The sequence below is a fragment of the Pseudomonas sp. NY15181 genome (assembly GCF_048068055.1).
Classification (GTDB): Bacteria; Pseudomonadota; Gammaproteobacteria; order Pseudomonadales; family Pseudomonadaceae; genus Pseudomonas.
The window spans coordinates 63,637-76,314 of sequence record NZ_JBLUPT010000008.1; the positions used below are offsets into that span (position 1 = coordinate 63,637).

Genomic DNA, 12,678 nt, shown 5'->3' on the forward strand with positions numbered 1-12,678 from the left:
CGGGCGAACCACCCCGGCCGACGTTCCTCGGCCGGGGTTTTTGTTTGTGTAAGCCCTGGGTAAAGGTTGTAAAAGACGGCTGCATTTGCGAGCCGTTCTCAATAAAATTCCGTTCCGCGCAGAGTGCGGCATGACGTGAGGCCACGGTGTTGAAGAAAGTCTGGTTCCAGTTGCATTGGCTGTTCGGTATCAGCGCCGGCCTGGTGTTGGCGCTGATGGGCCTGACCGGGGCGATGCTGTCGTTCCAGGACGAAATCCTGCGCGCTGTGAATCCCGCCAGCCTCACCGTGGAAAAGCGCGCCGAGGGCACGCTGCCGATGGACGAACTGATCCGCCGGGTGGAGAGCGCCGAGCCCGGCAAGAAGGTCGCCTTCGTCTGGGTGAGCATCGACGGTGACCAGGCCGGCCGCCTCTTCTACACGCCCAAGCCGGGCCAGCGCCGTGGCGAGTCGCGCTACGTCGATCCCTACACTGCGCAGTTCCTGCCGGCGCCCAAGGGCGAAGGCTTCTTCAACTTCGTCATGCAACTGCACCGCTTCCTCGCCGCGGGCGAGGCGGGCAAACAGGTCACCGCCGCCTGCACCCTGATCCTGCTCTACCTGTGCCTTTCCGGCCTGTACCTGCGCTGGCCGCGCAAGGCCCTGAACTGGCGCGCCTGGCTGACCTTCGACTGGGCCAAGAAGGGCCGGGCGTTCAACTGGGACCTGCACGCCGTGGCCGGCACCTGGTGCCTGGCGTTCTACCTCCTGGCGACGCTGACCGGCCTGTACTGGTCCTACGACTGGTACCGCGGCGGCCTGTTCAAGCTGCTCGACGACGCGCCCGCCGGCCAGGCCAAGGGCGGTCAGCGCGGCGGCGGCAAACGCGGACCGGCACCCGAAGGCCCGCCGCCGGTGGTCGATGCCAGCGCCGTCTGGGCCACCATCCAGCAGACCGGCGGCCCCGCGATGGCCACCTACAACCTGCGCCTGCCGCCGGTGCAGGGCCAGCCCGCCACCGTGTTCTACCTCCTCGATGACGCCGCCCACGAGCGAGCCTTCAACGAAATGACCATCGACCCGGCCAGCGGCAAGCTGCTGGCCCACAAGCGCTACAACGACAGCTCGTTCGGCAAGCAACTGCTGACCAGCGTCTACGCCCTGCACGTGGGCAGCTATTTCGGCCTGCCGGGGCGCATCCTGATGATGCTGGCGAGCCTGTCGATGCCGCTGTTCTTCATCACCGGCTGGCTGCTCTACCTCGACCGTCGCCGCAAGAAGCGCGCAGCCCAGGTGGCGCGTGGGGCGTTGAGCAACGACACGGGGGGCGATTCCTGGCTGGTGGGCTATGCCAGCCAGAGCGGCTTCGCCGAGCAACTGGCCTGGCAGAGCGCCGGGCAATTGCAGGCCGCCGGCCTGCCGGTACGGGTCGAGCCGCTGGCGAAGCTGGACCATGCGCAATTGGAGCAGACCCGCAACGCCCTGTTCGTGGTCAGCACCTTTGGCGACGGTGAGGCCCCGGACAGCGCCCGAGGCTTCGAGCGCCAACTGTTGGGCCAGCGCCTCGGGCTGGCCGACCTGCGCTTTGCCGTGCTCGCCCTGGGCGATCGCCAGTACGACCAGTTCTGCGGCTTCGCCCGCCGCCTGCAGGGCTGGCTGCAAGGGCAGGGGGCGCGCACGCTGTTCGATGGCGTCGAGGTGGACAACGGTGACGCCGCCGCGCTGCACCACTGGCAACAGCGCCTGGCCGAACTCTCCGGCGCCGCGCCGCAGGCAGCGTTCAGCGCGCCGGCCTTCGAGGTCTGGACGCTGGCCGGACGTGAGCACCTGAATCCGGGCAGCCAGGGCGAGTCCACCTGGCTGCTGCGCCTGGCCGCGCCGAGCGATTCGCAGATCGACTGGAATGCCGGCGATCTGGTGGAAATCGTGCCGCGTCAGCCGGAGTTCCTGGTCAGCGCCTGGTTGGGCCGCCTTGGCCTGGACGGCGAATCCCGCATCCAGGCCGATGGGTTGGCCAGCTCGCTGAAGGACGCCCTGGCCGGCTGTCTGCTGCCGGGTAACCTCGAACATCTGGTCGGCCTGCACGGCCAGGCGGTGTACGACGCGCTGATCAAATTGTCGGTGCGCCAGTACTCCATTGCCTCGCTGCGCAGCGACGGCGCGCTGGAGCTGATCGTGCGCCAGGAGCAGCACGCCGACGGCTCGCTGGGCATCTGCTCCGGCTGGCTGACCGAATACCTGCCGGAGGGCGGCAGCCTGCTGCTGCGCCTGCGCCGCAACCGCAGCTTCCATCTCAGCGACGACGATCGCCCGCTGATCCTGATCGGCAACGGCACCGGTCTCGCCGGCCTGCGCAGCCTGCTGCGCGCCAGCATCACCGAGGGCCGCCGGCGCAACTGGCTGCTGTTCGGCGAGCGCAACATCGCCCATGACTTCTACTGCCGCGAGGAGCTGGAAGGCGCGTTGGCGCGGGGCGAGTTGCAACGCCTGGACGTCGCTTTCTCCCGTGACCAGGCCGAGAAGGTCTACGTGCAGGATCGCCTGCGCGCCAATGCCGAGGTGCTGCTGCAATGGCTCGATGACGGCGCGGTGATCCATGTCTGCGGCAGCCTGCAGGGCATGGCCGAAGGTGTCGATCGTGCGCTGCGCGAGCTGCTCGGCGATGCCGGGGTCGAGGCGCTGCTGGAGAGCGGGCGGTATCGGCGCGACGTGTACTGACGCGGCGGCTTTCGCCGCCTATCGCGGACGAAGTCCGCTCCTACAGGGATAAGGACACACCGTGCTCCCCCCATAGGAGCAACTGTCTTATTCTGGGGAGTCCGTGCCGATGCATCCCCTCACCCCAGCCCTCTCCCTCAGGGAGAGGGAGCCGTCCGTGCCGGCTGGCACTTGGGTTTCATTCTGCACCGAACGGTCCCCTCTCCCGCTTGCGGGAGAGGGTTAGGGTGAGGGGCCTTTGATCTTGTAGGAGCGGACTCCGTCCGCGATGCTTCTCGACCTGCGCCCAAACAAAAAGGCCCCCGCGAATGCGGAGGCCTCGATGACGGTTGCTGTACTCAGATCCAGACGATCACCGCTAGCAGCGCAGCCAGGACCCCCCACTTCTCCAGGTAGTACAGCTTGCGGTTGCGCTTCTTCAGCGCCTTGCCGTGCAGGCGGATCCTGTACAGCGAGGCGAAGGCGCGGTTGATGCCGCCGGTCTTGTCGCTCGCATCGTTCGGAGAGGCTGCGGCGGCCATCACGCTGCGGCTGAACCAGCGATTGAACGCCGTGGCCCAGCGGTACTTCAGCGGACGCTCGATGTCGCAGAACAGGATCACCCGGTCATGGTCCGTGGTGTTCTCGGCGTAGTGGATGTACGTCTCGTCGAACACCACCGCCTCGCCGTCGCGCCAGTGGTAGCGCTCGCCGTCCACCTCGATGAAGCATCCCGGATCGTTCGGCGTCATCAGCCCCAGGTGGTAGCGCAGCGAACCGGCATAGGGGTCGCGGTGGCGCACCAGGCGCGAGCCCGGCGGCAGCTCGGCGAACATCGCCGCCTTGACCGAGGGAATCCGCCGCAGCAGCTCGGTGGTTTTCGGGCACAGCGCGTCGGCGGAGGGGTGGCTATCGTCGTACCACTTCAGGTAGAAGCGCTTCCAGCCGGTCTTGAAGAAGGAGTTGAAGCCCACGTCGTTGAGCTGATCGGAGCGCTTGATGCTGCCGGCATCGCGCAGGTGCAGGGCTTCGCTGCGGACGCTTTCCCAGTTCTCGGTCAGCAGGCGCATTTCGGGGAATTCGTCGGGCGCCAGGTACGGGCGGCTCGGTACCCGGGAGAACAGGTACATGATGCAGTTGATCGGTGCGAGGAAGCTGGAGTGGTCGGTCAACTGGCGTGAGAACTTGTGGCGCACCCGCCCACGCAGGTGGACATAGACGATGCTCAGGCCGAAGACGGCCAGGATAACGGCTTTGATCATTCGGAACGCGATTTCCACGGGTCTGGACAGCGAATGGTACTCCTGTGGATCGTGACTGAGTATTCTCCGAAGGCCAAAGGCCAGCGTCTGCTTTAACCTGTAGGAACTTTCGAAAGATGGTGACCCCGATGACCGAACGCACTTCGCGGATCCTGCTCAACTGCGACATGGGCGAAAGCTTCGGTGCCTGGCGCATGGGGGACGATGCCCATGCCATGCCGCTGATCGACCAGGCGAACCTCGCCTGCGGTTACCACGCCGGTGACCCGCTGACCATGCAGCGCACCGTGCGCCTGGCGGTGGAGCACGGCGTGAGCATCGGCGCCCATCCCGCCTACCCGGACCTCGCCGGCTTCGGCCGCCGTCACCTGAGCTGCTCGCCCGAGGAAGTGCTGGCGCTGGTGCTCTACCAGCTCGGCGCGCTGGACGCCTTCTGCCGCGCCGCCGGCACCCGCGTCGACTACGTGAAGCCCCACGGCGCGCTGTACAACGACCTGGTGCGCGACGACGCGTTGCTCTCGGCCGTGCTCGATGCCTGCGCCGCCTACCGCAAGGGCCTGCCGCTGATGGTCCTGGCGCTGGCCGACAACAGCCGCGAGCTGCAACTGGCCGATGCCGCCGACGTGCCGTTGATGTTCGAAGCCTTCGCCGACCGCGCCTACCTGCCCGACGGCCAGCTCGCCCCGCGCCGCCTGCCCAATGCCGTGCACCACGAGCCGCAACGCATCCTCGACCAGGCATTGGCCATCGCTCGCGGCGAGCCCTTCCCGGACATCGACGGTAACCCGCTGCGCCTGCGCGCCGACAGCCTCTGCGTGCATGGCGACAATCCCGAATCCCTGGCGGTGCTGCGGCGCCTGCGTGGCCTGCTGGACCAGGCATGATCCGCCTCGAACCCTTCGGCGCCCAGGCGCTGTTGATCACCCTGGCCGAGCAGCCGGACGAGGTCCTGCCGCTGCGCATCGCACGCCTTGCCGAACGCCTTCGTGCGGAGCTGGGGCCGCTGCTGACCGACTGCGTGCCGGGCTGGACCACTCTCCTGTTGCACTACGACCTGCTGCGCATGGACCTGCCGCAACTACAGCGCTGCGTGCAGGTCGCGCTGGCGGACTGGCCGGGCGACTCCACCACGGAAGCGGCGGGGCGCCTGCACGAAATCGCCGTGTGGTACGCCGGCGAAGACTTCGACGACGTTGCGCGCCTGTGCGGACTCAAGCCTGCGCAGGTGATCGAGCTGCACGCCGGCCGCGATTACCGCGTCGGCGCCATCGGCTTCGCGCCCGGTTTCGCCTACCTGGGCGAGCTGGACGAACGCCTCGCCCTGCCGCGCCGCGCTACTCCGCGCACCCGGGTGCCGGCCGGCAGCCTGGCCATCGCCGAGCGGCAGACGGCGGTTTATCCACAAGCCTCGCCCGGCGGTTGGCACCTGCTGGGGTGCACCGCGCAGCGCCTGTTCGATCCGCGGCGGGAGCCACCCTGCCCGTTGGTGGTGGGCGACCGCGTGCGTTTCGTCCCCATCGATGAGGCGACCTATCGCGCCGCTGGTGGTGAGCCATGAGCCTGAAGGTGCTCGCCTGTGGCCCGCTGTGCCTGCTGCAGGACGGCGGACGCCACGGTTGGCAGGGATTGGGCGTATCGCCCGGCGGCCCTGTGGATAAACACGCGGCGGCCTGGGCCAATTGCCTGCTGGGCAATGCCCCGGGCGTATCGCTGCTGGAGATCGCGCTGGGCGGCGTGGAGCTGGAAGCGCGGCTGGACACCTGGCTGGCGCTGACCGGCGCCGGGCTGCCGGCGACCCTGGATGGCGAACCGCTGCCGGCCTGGTCGCGCTTTCGGCTGCGGGCGGGGCAACGCCTGAAACTGGGCTTCGCCCGCGCCGGCCAGCGCGCCTATCTTGCCGCTGCGGGCGGCTTTCACGCGGAACCCGTGCTGGGCAGCGTTTCGACCCAGACCCGCGAACGTCTGGGCGGCCTTGCCGGTAACGGCCAGCCACTGGCGGTGGGCGATGTGCTGGCGTGCGCCGCCGAGGGTGAGCGTTTCACTCGGGGCGCCAGCGTGCCCTGGCCGTATCAGCCGGATTACCGCGAAGCTCCCACGCTGCGCGTGCTTCCCGGTCCGGATACCTTCAACGACGAACAACGTAAGGCCTTCTTCGACCAGCCCTGGCGGATCAGTCCGCAGTCCGACCGCATGGGCGTGCGCCTGCACGGTGAGGCGCTGAGCGCACCACGCCGGCAGTGGTCACTGGGTGTAGTGGAAGGGGCAATCCAGGTGCCGCCCGACGGCCAGCCGATCATCCTGCTGGCCGACCGGCAGACCATGGGCGGCTATCCGTTGCTGGGCGTTCTGCATCCGCTGGATATCGGCCGCCTGGCGCAATGCCCGGCGCATAGCGAAGTGCGTTTCGCCGAGGCGAGCGTGGAGCAGGCGCAGGCGGACCTGCGCGCGTTCCTGAGGTTCTTCGCTACTTAGGCAGGTGCCGCAGCGGCAGCGGCGCCGATTCCTTCACGGTCTGGATAGCGAAGTTGCTGCGGATGTCGCTGACGCCCGGCAGCTTGAGCAGGGTGCCGGTGAGAAATTGCTCGTAGGCGCGCAGGTCCGGCAGCACCACCTGCAGGAGGAAGTCCGACTCGCCGCTGACCAGGTGCACCGAGATGACTTCCGGCAGGTCGATCACCGCCTGGCGGAAGGCCGCGGCGCTGGTGTCGCTGTGGCGTTCGACCTTCACCCCGACGAATACCGTCAGGCCCAGGCCGACTTCGTCGCGGCCCAGTTCGGCGTGGTAGCCGCGGATCATCCCGGCCTCTTCCAGCAGGCGCACCCGGCGCAGGCAGGGGGAGGGCGAGAGGCCGATTTCCTCGGCCAGTTGCACGTTGGTCAGGCGGCCGTCGCGTTGCAGGGCGGCGAGGATACGGTGGTCGTAGGCGTCCAGCTTGATGTTTGGCATAACTGAAGGGTTTTGTGTGTATGGATTGGCAGGATATGCCAATCAGTCTGCCGATCATGGTCGAATACGCAAGCACCTGCCTCGGCCTTCGGGCATAGAATCCTTATCCGCGATCACCTTTGCGGAGCTGCTTTCATGGATATCGGCGTGTTCCTGCTGGCCCTGGCGATGGTCTACCTGCTGCCGGGGCCGGACATGATTCTCCTGTTGCACACCGGCGCCCGCGAAGGCTGTCGTGCCGCGCTGGCCACCGCCGTCGGGCTGGCGCTGGCTCGCGCTTGTCATGTGGCGCTGGCGGCGACCGGCCTGGCGCTGCTGTTCCGCACGGCGCCCTGGACCTTCGATGCGGTGCGTATCGTCGGCGGTGCGTACCTGGCGTGGATCGGCGTGCAATTGCTGCGCGCGCCAGTCGGCCTCGCCGTAGAGAGCGCCGGCTGCGCGAAAACCCCGCTGAGCTATCGGCGGGCTTTCCGCCGTGGGGTGCTGACCAATCTGCTGAACCCCAAGGCGCTGTTGTTCTGCTCCGTGCTGCTGCCGCAGTTCATCCAGCCACAGAACGGTCCGCTGGCCATGCAGTTCGCGCTGCTGGGCGGCGTGCTGGTGGTGGTGGGACTGGGTTTCGACAGCTTCTATGCGCTCAGCGGCGAGCGCATGGGCCGCTGGCTGGCGCGGCACAAGACGATGCAGCGGGTACAGCAGTGGGGCTTCGGCGGCATCCTGCTGGGTTTCGGCGTGCGGCTGGCGCTGATCCGCGACTTGTAGGAGCAGCTGTCTTCCTTCGGTTTAATCCGGGCCCATGCCTCCCCCTCACCCCCAGCCCTCTCCCAGAGGGAGAGGGAGCCGTCCGTGCCGGCTGACACCAAGGCTTCATCCTGCACCGAACGGTCCCCTCTCCCGCTTGAGGAGCGGGGCGCGCAGCCAGGGTTAGGGTGAGGGGGCTCTTGATCTTGATAGGGGGCGTCAGAGGTCTTCCGGCCGGATTTTCCACAGGCGGGCCACGGACGGTTTCTGGGGGTTGCGTGCCACTACCAGCAGGCCCAACTCTGTACCGCGCAGTTCGCGTAATAGCTGCGCGCCATTGCGCTGCTGCAGGTCCTCGGCGAGGTGTCCGAGAGCAATAGCGGCGGCTGCCGGGTGGGTGGCGACGGGCACGTAGCCGCCGTCATCCATGTCGAGCACGACATGCTTCTCGCCGGGCTCCGGGGCGGGCAGGTGCAGGTTGGCCTTGAGCAGTTGCGCCATGGCCTCGTTGCGCTGCGTCGAGGACAGTTGCCCCTGCGGCAAGGCGCGCTCCAGCGGGTGGAACTCGTCCTTTGGCTCCGCTTGCGATTTCGCCTCCGGATGCATGACGGGCGCCTTCGCAGGGGCGGGCTTGGGCGGCGATGACGGCTCAAGCGCGGCGAAGTCCAGCTCTTCCTGGTCGAGACTCTCCCAGTCGATCTGGTCGAGGTCGACGTCTTCTTTGACCTTCTTCCTCGGCGCCACCTTCTTCCGTGAGCTCACGGCTGCGCGCACGTCGAGTCGCCGACGGCGTTTCCACTTGTGGATCTGGACGTTGGCGACGATCGCGGCAACGAGGATGAGCAGGAGGAAGAACAGCAGCATGACTGGCGTGGCCCTGTGGATAACGGCCACTGCGGTGCAGGACAGTGGCGGGACGCCACCCTAGCGGGACAGGCTGGATCAGGCGGTAGGCCTGCTCCTGAAGCGTGGTAGGACGCAGCTGAGTCTGGAAGGGTGGGCCGGCCTAAGACCGGCCCACCGCGTTTCAGTTCAGGAACTGCTCCGCATGGTGGCAAGCCACCTGGCGCTCATCGAGCAGGCGCAGCTCCGGCACCTCGGTCTTGCAGCGCTCGGTCGCATAGGGGCAGCGCTTGTGGAAGGCGCAGCCGCTGGGCGGGTTGAGCGGGTTGGGGAGTTCGCCCTGGATCTTGATCTTCGGCTTGTCCGGATCGGGGTGGATGGCCGGGGTCGCCGACAGCAGCGCCTGGGTGTAGGGGTGCAGCGGGCGTTCGTAGAGCTTGTCCGCCGGGCCCATCTCCGCCGGGCGGCCGAGGTACATCACCAGCACGTCGTCGGCCACGTGGCGCACCACGGCGAGGTTGTGGGAGATGAACACGTAGGCGGTGCCGTACTCCTGCTGCAGGTCCATGAACAGGTTGAGCACCTGGGCCTGGATCGACACGTCCAGCGCCGAGGTCGGCTCGTCCGCCACCAGCACCTTGGGCCGCAGCATCATGGCGCGGGCCAGGGCGATGCGCTGGCGCTGGCCGCCGGAGAACATGTGCGGGTAGCGCTGGTAGTGCTCGGGGCGCAGGCCGACCTGCTTCATCATCGCCTGCACGCGCTCGCGGCGTTCGGCGCGGGAGAGGTTGGTGTTGATCAGCAGCGGTTCGGCCAACTGGTCGCCGATCTTCTGCCGTGGGTTGAGCGAGGCATAGGGGTTCTGGAACACCATCTGCACGTCGCGGCGCAGTTGCTTGCGCGTTTCGTGGTTGGCGCCTTTCACCTCGTGGCCGGCGATCTGCAGGGAGCCGGAGGTGGGTTCCTCGATCAGGGTCAGGGCGCGCGCCAGGGTGGACTTGCCGCAGCCGGATTCGCCGACCACGGCGAGGGTCTTGCCGGCCTGCAGGTCGAAGGACACGCCATTGAGGGCGCGGACCAGGGCGTGCGGCTTGAACACGCCCTGGGATATTTCGTAGTGACGGGTGAGTTCGCGGGCGGTCAGGACGGCGTTCATCGGGCCACCTCGGTGTTCAGGTTGAGCGGGTAGAAGCAGCGCACCGCGCCGCGCTCATGGGGTTCCAGGGCCGGGCGCACGGCGCGGCAGTTGTCCTGCACGTAGGGGCAGCGCGGCGACAGCAGGCAGCCCTGCGGCCGGTCGTACTTGCCGGGGACGATGCCGGGCAGGGTGGCCAGGCGTTCCTCGCCGGCGCTGTGCTCGGGAATCGCCTTGAGCAGTGCTTCGGTGTACGGATGGGTCGGGGCGTCGAACAGCGCCGGCACCTGGCCGATCTCTACCGCTTGGCCTGCGTACATCACGCAGACGCGCTGGGCGGTCTCGGCGACCACGGCCAGATCGTGGGTGATCAGGATCAGCGCCATGCCCTGGTCGCGCTGCAGGTTCAGCAGCAGTTCCATGATCTGCGCCTGGATGGTGACGTCCAGCGCGGTGGTGGGTTCGTCGGCGATCAGCAGCTTGGGCTCGCCGGCGATCGCCATGGCGATCGCGACGCGCTGGCTCATGCCGCCGGAGAGCTGGTGCGGGTAGGCGTCCAGGCGCTGGGCGGCGCCGGGGATTTCCACCCGCTCGAGCAGTTCCAGGGCGCGCTGGCGTAGCGCCTTGCCGCGCAGTCCGAGGTGCAGCTTGAGCACTTCCTCGATCTGGTAGCCGACGGTGAAGCTGGGGTTGAGCGCGGTCATCGGGTCCTGGAAGACCATGGCGATGTCCTTGCCGACGATGCGCCGACGGTCGCGGCCCTTGAGGCGCAGCATGTCGGTGCCGTCGAACTGCATGGCGTCGGCGGTGATGATGCCGGGGGCGTCGATCAGGCCCATCAGGGCCATCATGGTCACGGATTTGCCGGAGCCGGATTCGCCGACGATGGCCAGGACTTCGCCCTTGTCCACCGAGAGGTCGAGGCCGTCCACCACCGGGACGGCGTTGCGGTCGCCGAAGCGTACCGAGAGATTGCGCAGGTCGAGGAGGCTCATACGACGGTCTCCATCAGGTTCTTGTTCTTCTGGTAGGAGCGAGCTTGCTCGCGAACGCAGAGCGGGGAAGGTTGCAGGTTCGCGAGCGAGCTCACTCCTGCGAAGAGCACGAGGGTTTTCATCTGCATGCTCCTCACGCCGCGTTCTTCAGTTTCGGGTCCAGCGCGTCGCGCAGGCCGTCGCCCATCAGGTTGATCGCCAGCACGCTGAGCAGGATGGTCAGGCCGGGCAGCGAGACGACCCACCAGGCGCGTTCGATGTAGTCGCGCGCGGAGGCCAGCATGGTGCCCCACTCGGGGGTCGGCGGTTGCACGCCCAGGCCGAGGAAGCCCAGGGCGGCGGCGTCGAGGATGGCCGAGGAGAAGCTCAGGGTGGCCTGCACGATCAGCGGCGCCATGCAGTTGGGCAGCACGGTGACGAACATTAGGCGCAGGGTGCCGGCGCCGGCCAGACGCGAGGCGGTGACGTAGTCGCGGTTCAGCTCGCCCATCACGGCGGCGCGGGTCAGGCGCACGTAGGCCGGCAGCGAGACGATGGCGATGGCGATCACGGTGTTGATCAGGCCTGGGCCGAGGATGGCGACGATGGCCACCGCCAGCAGCAGCGAAGGCAGGGCCAGCATGATGTCCATCAGGCGCATGATCACCGGGCCCAGGCGGTTCGGCGAGAAGCCGGCGAGCAGGCCGAGGAAGATGCCGGGGATCATCGAGATCACCACCGAGGCGAGGCTGATCTTCAACGACAGCCGCGCGCCGTGCATCAGACGCGACAGCAGGTCGCGGCCCAGTTCGTCGGTGCCCAGCAGGAAGCGCTTCTGGCCGCCTTCCAGCCAGGCCGGCGGTGTGAGCAGGTACTCGCGGAACTGCCAGCTCGGGTCATGCGGCGCCACCCAGGGTGCGAACAGCGCGCAGAACACGATGACCAGCATGAACAGCAGGCCTCCGACCGCGCCCTTGTTGCGCGAGAAGGCTTGCCAGAATTCTTTCAGCGGGGAGGGGTAGACCAGGCTCGGGTCGCTGGCGGGAGCTTTGCTTGCGGTATTCATGGCGTGGGCTCCTCAGCGTTGGTGGCGGATGCGTGGGTTGGCCAGGCCGTAGAGGATATCCACGGTGAAGTTGACCACGATCACCAGGGTTGCCACCAGGAGGATGCCGTTCTGCACCACCGGGTAGTCGCGGCGGCTGATCGCGTCGATCAGCCATTTGCCGATGCCCGGCCAGGAGAAGATGGTCTCGGTGAGCACGGCGCCGGCGAGCAGCGTGCCGACCTGCAGGCCGAATACGGTGAGCACCGGGATCATGGCGTTGCGCAGGGCGTGGATGAACACCACGCGGGCCGGCGACAGGCCCTTGGCGCGGGCGGTGCGCACGTAGTCCTCGCGCAGCACTTCGAGCATTGCCGAGCGGGTCATGCGGGCAATCACCGCCAGCGGGATGGTGCCCAGCACGATGGCCGGCAGGATCAGGTGGCGTAGGGCGTCCACGAACGCGCCTTCCTCGCCGGAAAGCAGGGTGTCGATCAGCATGAAGCCGGTCCTGGGCTCGATGTCGTAGAGCAGGTCGAGGCGCCCGGACACCGGGGTCCAGCCCAGGCTCACGGAGAACAGCATGATCAGGATCAGGCCCCACCAGAAGATCGGCATCGAGTAGCCGGCCAGGGAGATCGTCATCACCCCGTGGTCGAACAGTGAGCCTCGCTTGAGTGCTGCGATCACCCCGGCCAGCAGGCCGAAGGTACCGGCGAACAGCAGGGCTGCCAGCGACAGTTCGAGGGTGGCGGGGAAGAGGGTGAGGAATTCGTTCCACACGCTGTCGCGGGTGGTCAGCGATTCGCCCAGGTTGCCGTGGGCAAGGTTGCCGACGTAGTCGAGGTACTGCTGGTAGAGAGGCTTGTCGAGACCCAGGCGGTGCATGGCCTCGGCGTGCATCTGCGGGTCGACGCGGCGTTCACCCATCATCACTTCCACGGGGTCGCCCGGAATCAGGCGAATCAGTGCAAAGGTAAGAAGGGTGACGCCGAAGAAGGTCGGGATCAGCAGACCGAATCGGCGTGCGATGAAACTCAGCATGGTGGTTGAGGA

13 protein-coding genes are annotated in these 12,678 nt (G+C 67.5%); 5 read left to right on the forward strand and 8 right to left on the reverse strand.

Going from position 1 to position 12,678, the window contains the following annotated elements; all coding sequences use genetic code 11:
- Positions 1 to 149 precede the first annotated feature (149 nt).
- Positions 150 to 2,696 (forward strand): PepSY domain-containing protein, encoded by a 2,547-nt coding sequence (locus ACNFBT_RS18610; RefSeq protein WP_416752189.1) that lies wholly within the window; start codon positions 150 to 152, stop codon positions 2,694 to 2,696.
- A 338-nt stretch (positions 2,697 to 3,034) separates the two neighbouring features.
- Here ACNFBT_RS18610 and lpxO read toward each other — a convergent pair whose 3' ends face one another.
- A complete protein-coding gene (gene lpxO, locus ACNFBT_RS18615; protein ID WP_416752191.1) occupies positions 3,035 to 3,934 on the reverse strand; it encodes a lipid A hydroxylase LpxO in 900 nt (299 codons plus the stop codon).
- Between the two features lie 131 nt (positions 3,935 to 4,065).
- Here lpxO and ACNFBT_RS18620 point away from each other — a divergent pair, with 131 nt between their 5' ends.
- Genes ACNFBT_RS18620 through ACNFBT_RS18630 form a run of 3 tightly spaced genes read left to right on the forward strand, consistent with a single transcriptional unit; the run spans position 4,066 to position 6,409 of the window.
- On the forward strand, positions 4,066 to 4,821 hold the full coding sequence (locus ACNFBT_RS18620) for a 5-oxoprolinase subunit PxpA (RefSeq protein WP_416751825.1): 756 nt from the start codon (positions 4,066 to 4,068) through the stop codon (positions 4,819 to 4,821).
- Positions 4,818 to 5,495 carry a 5-oxoprolinase subunit PxpB gene (gene pxpB, locus ACNFBT_RS18625; RefSeq protein WP_416751827.1) on the forward strand — a complete coding sequence of 226 codons (678 nt, stop codon included), beginning with the start codon at positions 4,818 to 4,820 and terminating at the stop codon, positions 5,493 to 5,495. The genes ACNFBT_RS18620 and pxpB overlap by 4 nt, the downstream gene beginning before the upstream one ends.
- Positions 5,492 to 6,409, forward strand: a complete 918-nt coding sequence (locus ACNFBT_RS18630) for a biotin-dependent carboxyltransferase family protein (protein ID WP_416751829.1) — start codon at positions 5,492 to 5,494, stop codon at positions 6,407 to 6,409. The genes pxpB and ACNFBT_RS18630 overlap by 4 nt, the downstream gene beginning before the upstream one ends.
- On the opposite strand, the gene ACNFBT_RS18635 is transcribed toward ACNFBT_RS18630, so the two are convergent.
- Positions 6,402 to 6,875: an Lrp/AsnC family transcriptional regulator gene (locus ACNFBT_RS18635; RefSeq protein ID WP_331318511.1), complete on the reverse strand. Its 474-nt coding sequence runs from the start codon at positions 6,873 to 6,875 to the stop codon at positions 6,402 to 6,404. The genes ACNFBT_RS18630 and ACNFBT_RS18635 overlap by 8 nt on opposite strands.
- A 144-nt stretch (positions 6,876 to 7,019) precedes the next feature.
- On the opposite strand from ACNFBT_RS18635, the gene ACNFBT_RS18640 reads away from it, so the two are divergent.
- The gene (locus ACNFBT_RS18640) at positions 7,020 to 7,646 is read left to right on the forward strand and encodes a LysE family translocator (RefSeq protein WP_416751831.1); all 627 of its coding nucleotides are present in this window, start codon (positions 7,020 to 7,022) and stop codon (positions 7,644 to 7,646) included.
- Positions 7,647 to 7,844: 198 nt separating this feature from the next.
- Here ACNFBT_RS18640 and ACNFBT_RS18645 read toward each other — a convergent pair whose 3' ends face one another.
- The 6 genes from ACNFBT_RS18645 to ACNFBT_RS18670 form a co-directional block, all read right to left on the reverse strand.
- Complete coding sequence (locus ACNFBT_RS18645) at positions 7,845 to 8,489, reverse strand: hypothetical protein (protein ID WP_416751833.1); 645 nt, start codon at positions 8,487 to 8,489, stop codon at positions 7,845 to 7,847.
- 163 nt (positions 8,490 to 8,652) lie between these two features.
- Entirely contained in the window at positions 8,653 to 9,624 is a 972-nt protein-coding gene (locus ACNFBT_RS18650) for a peptide ABC transporter ATP-binding protein (protein WP_416751835.1), read from the reverse strand.
- Complete coding sequence (locus ACNFBT_RS18655) at positions 9,621 to 10,598, reverse strand: ABC transporter ATP-binding protein (protein ID WP_416751837.1); 978 nt, start codon at positions 10,596 to 10,598, stop codon at positions 9,621 to 9,623. The genes ACNFBT_RS18650 and ACNFBT_RS18655 overlap by 4 nt, the downstream gene beginning before the upstream one ends.
- Entirely contained in the window at positions 10,595 to 10,720 is a 126-nt protein-coding gene (locus tag ACNFBT_RS18660) for a hypothetical protein (RefSeq protein WP_416751839.1), read from the reverse strand. The genes ACNFBT_RS18655 and ACNFBT_RS18660 overlap by 4 nt, the downstream gene beginning before the upstream one ends.
- Before the next feature lie 11 nt (positions 10,721 to 10,731).
- Positions 10,732 to 11,643 (reverse strand): ABC transporter permease subunit, encoded by a 912-nt coding sequence (locus ACNFBT_RS18665; protein WP_416751840.1) that lies wholly within the window; start codon positions 11,641 to 11,643, stop codon positions 10,732 to 10,734.
- A gap of 12 nt (positions 11,644 to 11,655) precedes the next feature.
- On the reverse strand, positions 11,656 to 12,666 hold the full coding sequence (locus ACNFBT_RS18670) for an ABC transporter permease subunit (RefSeq protein ID WP_416751842.1): 1,011 nt from the start codon (positions 12,664 to 12,666) through the stop codon (positions 11,656 to 11,658).
- Between the last annotated feature and the right edge of the window lie 12 nt (positions 12,667 to 12,678).

Coding starts and splice junctions, on each gene's coding strand:
- ACNFBT_RS18620 (WP_416751825.1), top strand. CDS start 4,066: ATGACCGAACGCACTTCGCGGATCCTGCTCAACTGCGACATGGGCGAA.
- pxpB (WP_416751827.1), top strand. CDS start 4,818: ATGATCCGCCTCGAACCCTTCGGCGCCCAGGCGCTGTTGATCACCCTG.
- ACNFBT_RS18630 (WP_416751829.1), top strand. CDS start 5,492: ATGAGCCTGAAGGTGCTCGCCTGTGGCCCGCTGTGCCTGCTGCAGGAC.
- ACNFBT_RS18640 (WP_416751831.1), top strand. CDS start 7,020: ATGGATATCGGCGTGTTCCTGCTGGCCCTGGCGATGGTCTACCTGCTG.
- ACNFBT_RS18645 (WP_416751833.1), bottom strand. CDS start 8,489: ATGCTGCTGTTCTTCCTCCTGCTCATCCTCGTTGCCGCGATCGTCGCC.
- ACNFBT_RS18650 (WP_416751835.1), bottom strand. CDS start 9,624: ATGAACGCCGTCCTGACCGCCCGCGAACTCACCCGTCACTACGAAATA.
- ACNFBT_RS18655 (WP_416751837.1), bottom strand. CDS start 10,598: ATGAGCCTCCTCGACCTGCGCAATCTCTCGGTACGCTTCGGCGACCGC.
- ACNFBT_RS18660 (WP_416751839.1), bottom strand. CDS start 10,720: ATGAAAACCCTCGTGCTCTTCGCAGGAGTGAGCTCGCTCGCGAACCTG.
- ACNFBT_RS18665 (WP_416751840.1), bottom strand. CDS start 11,643: ATGAATACCGCAAGCAAAGCTCCCGCCAGCGACCCGAGCCTGGTCTAC.
- ACNFBT_RS18670 (WP_416751842.1), bottom strand. CDS start 12,666: ATGCTGAGTTTCATCGCACGCCGATTCGGTCTGCTGATCCCGACCTTC.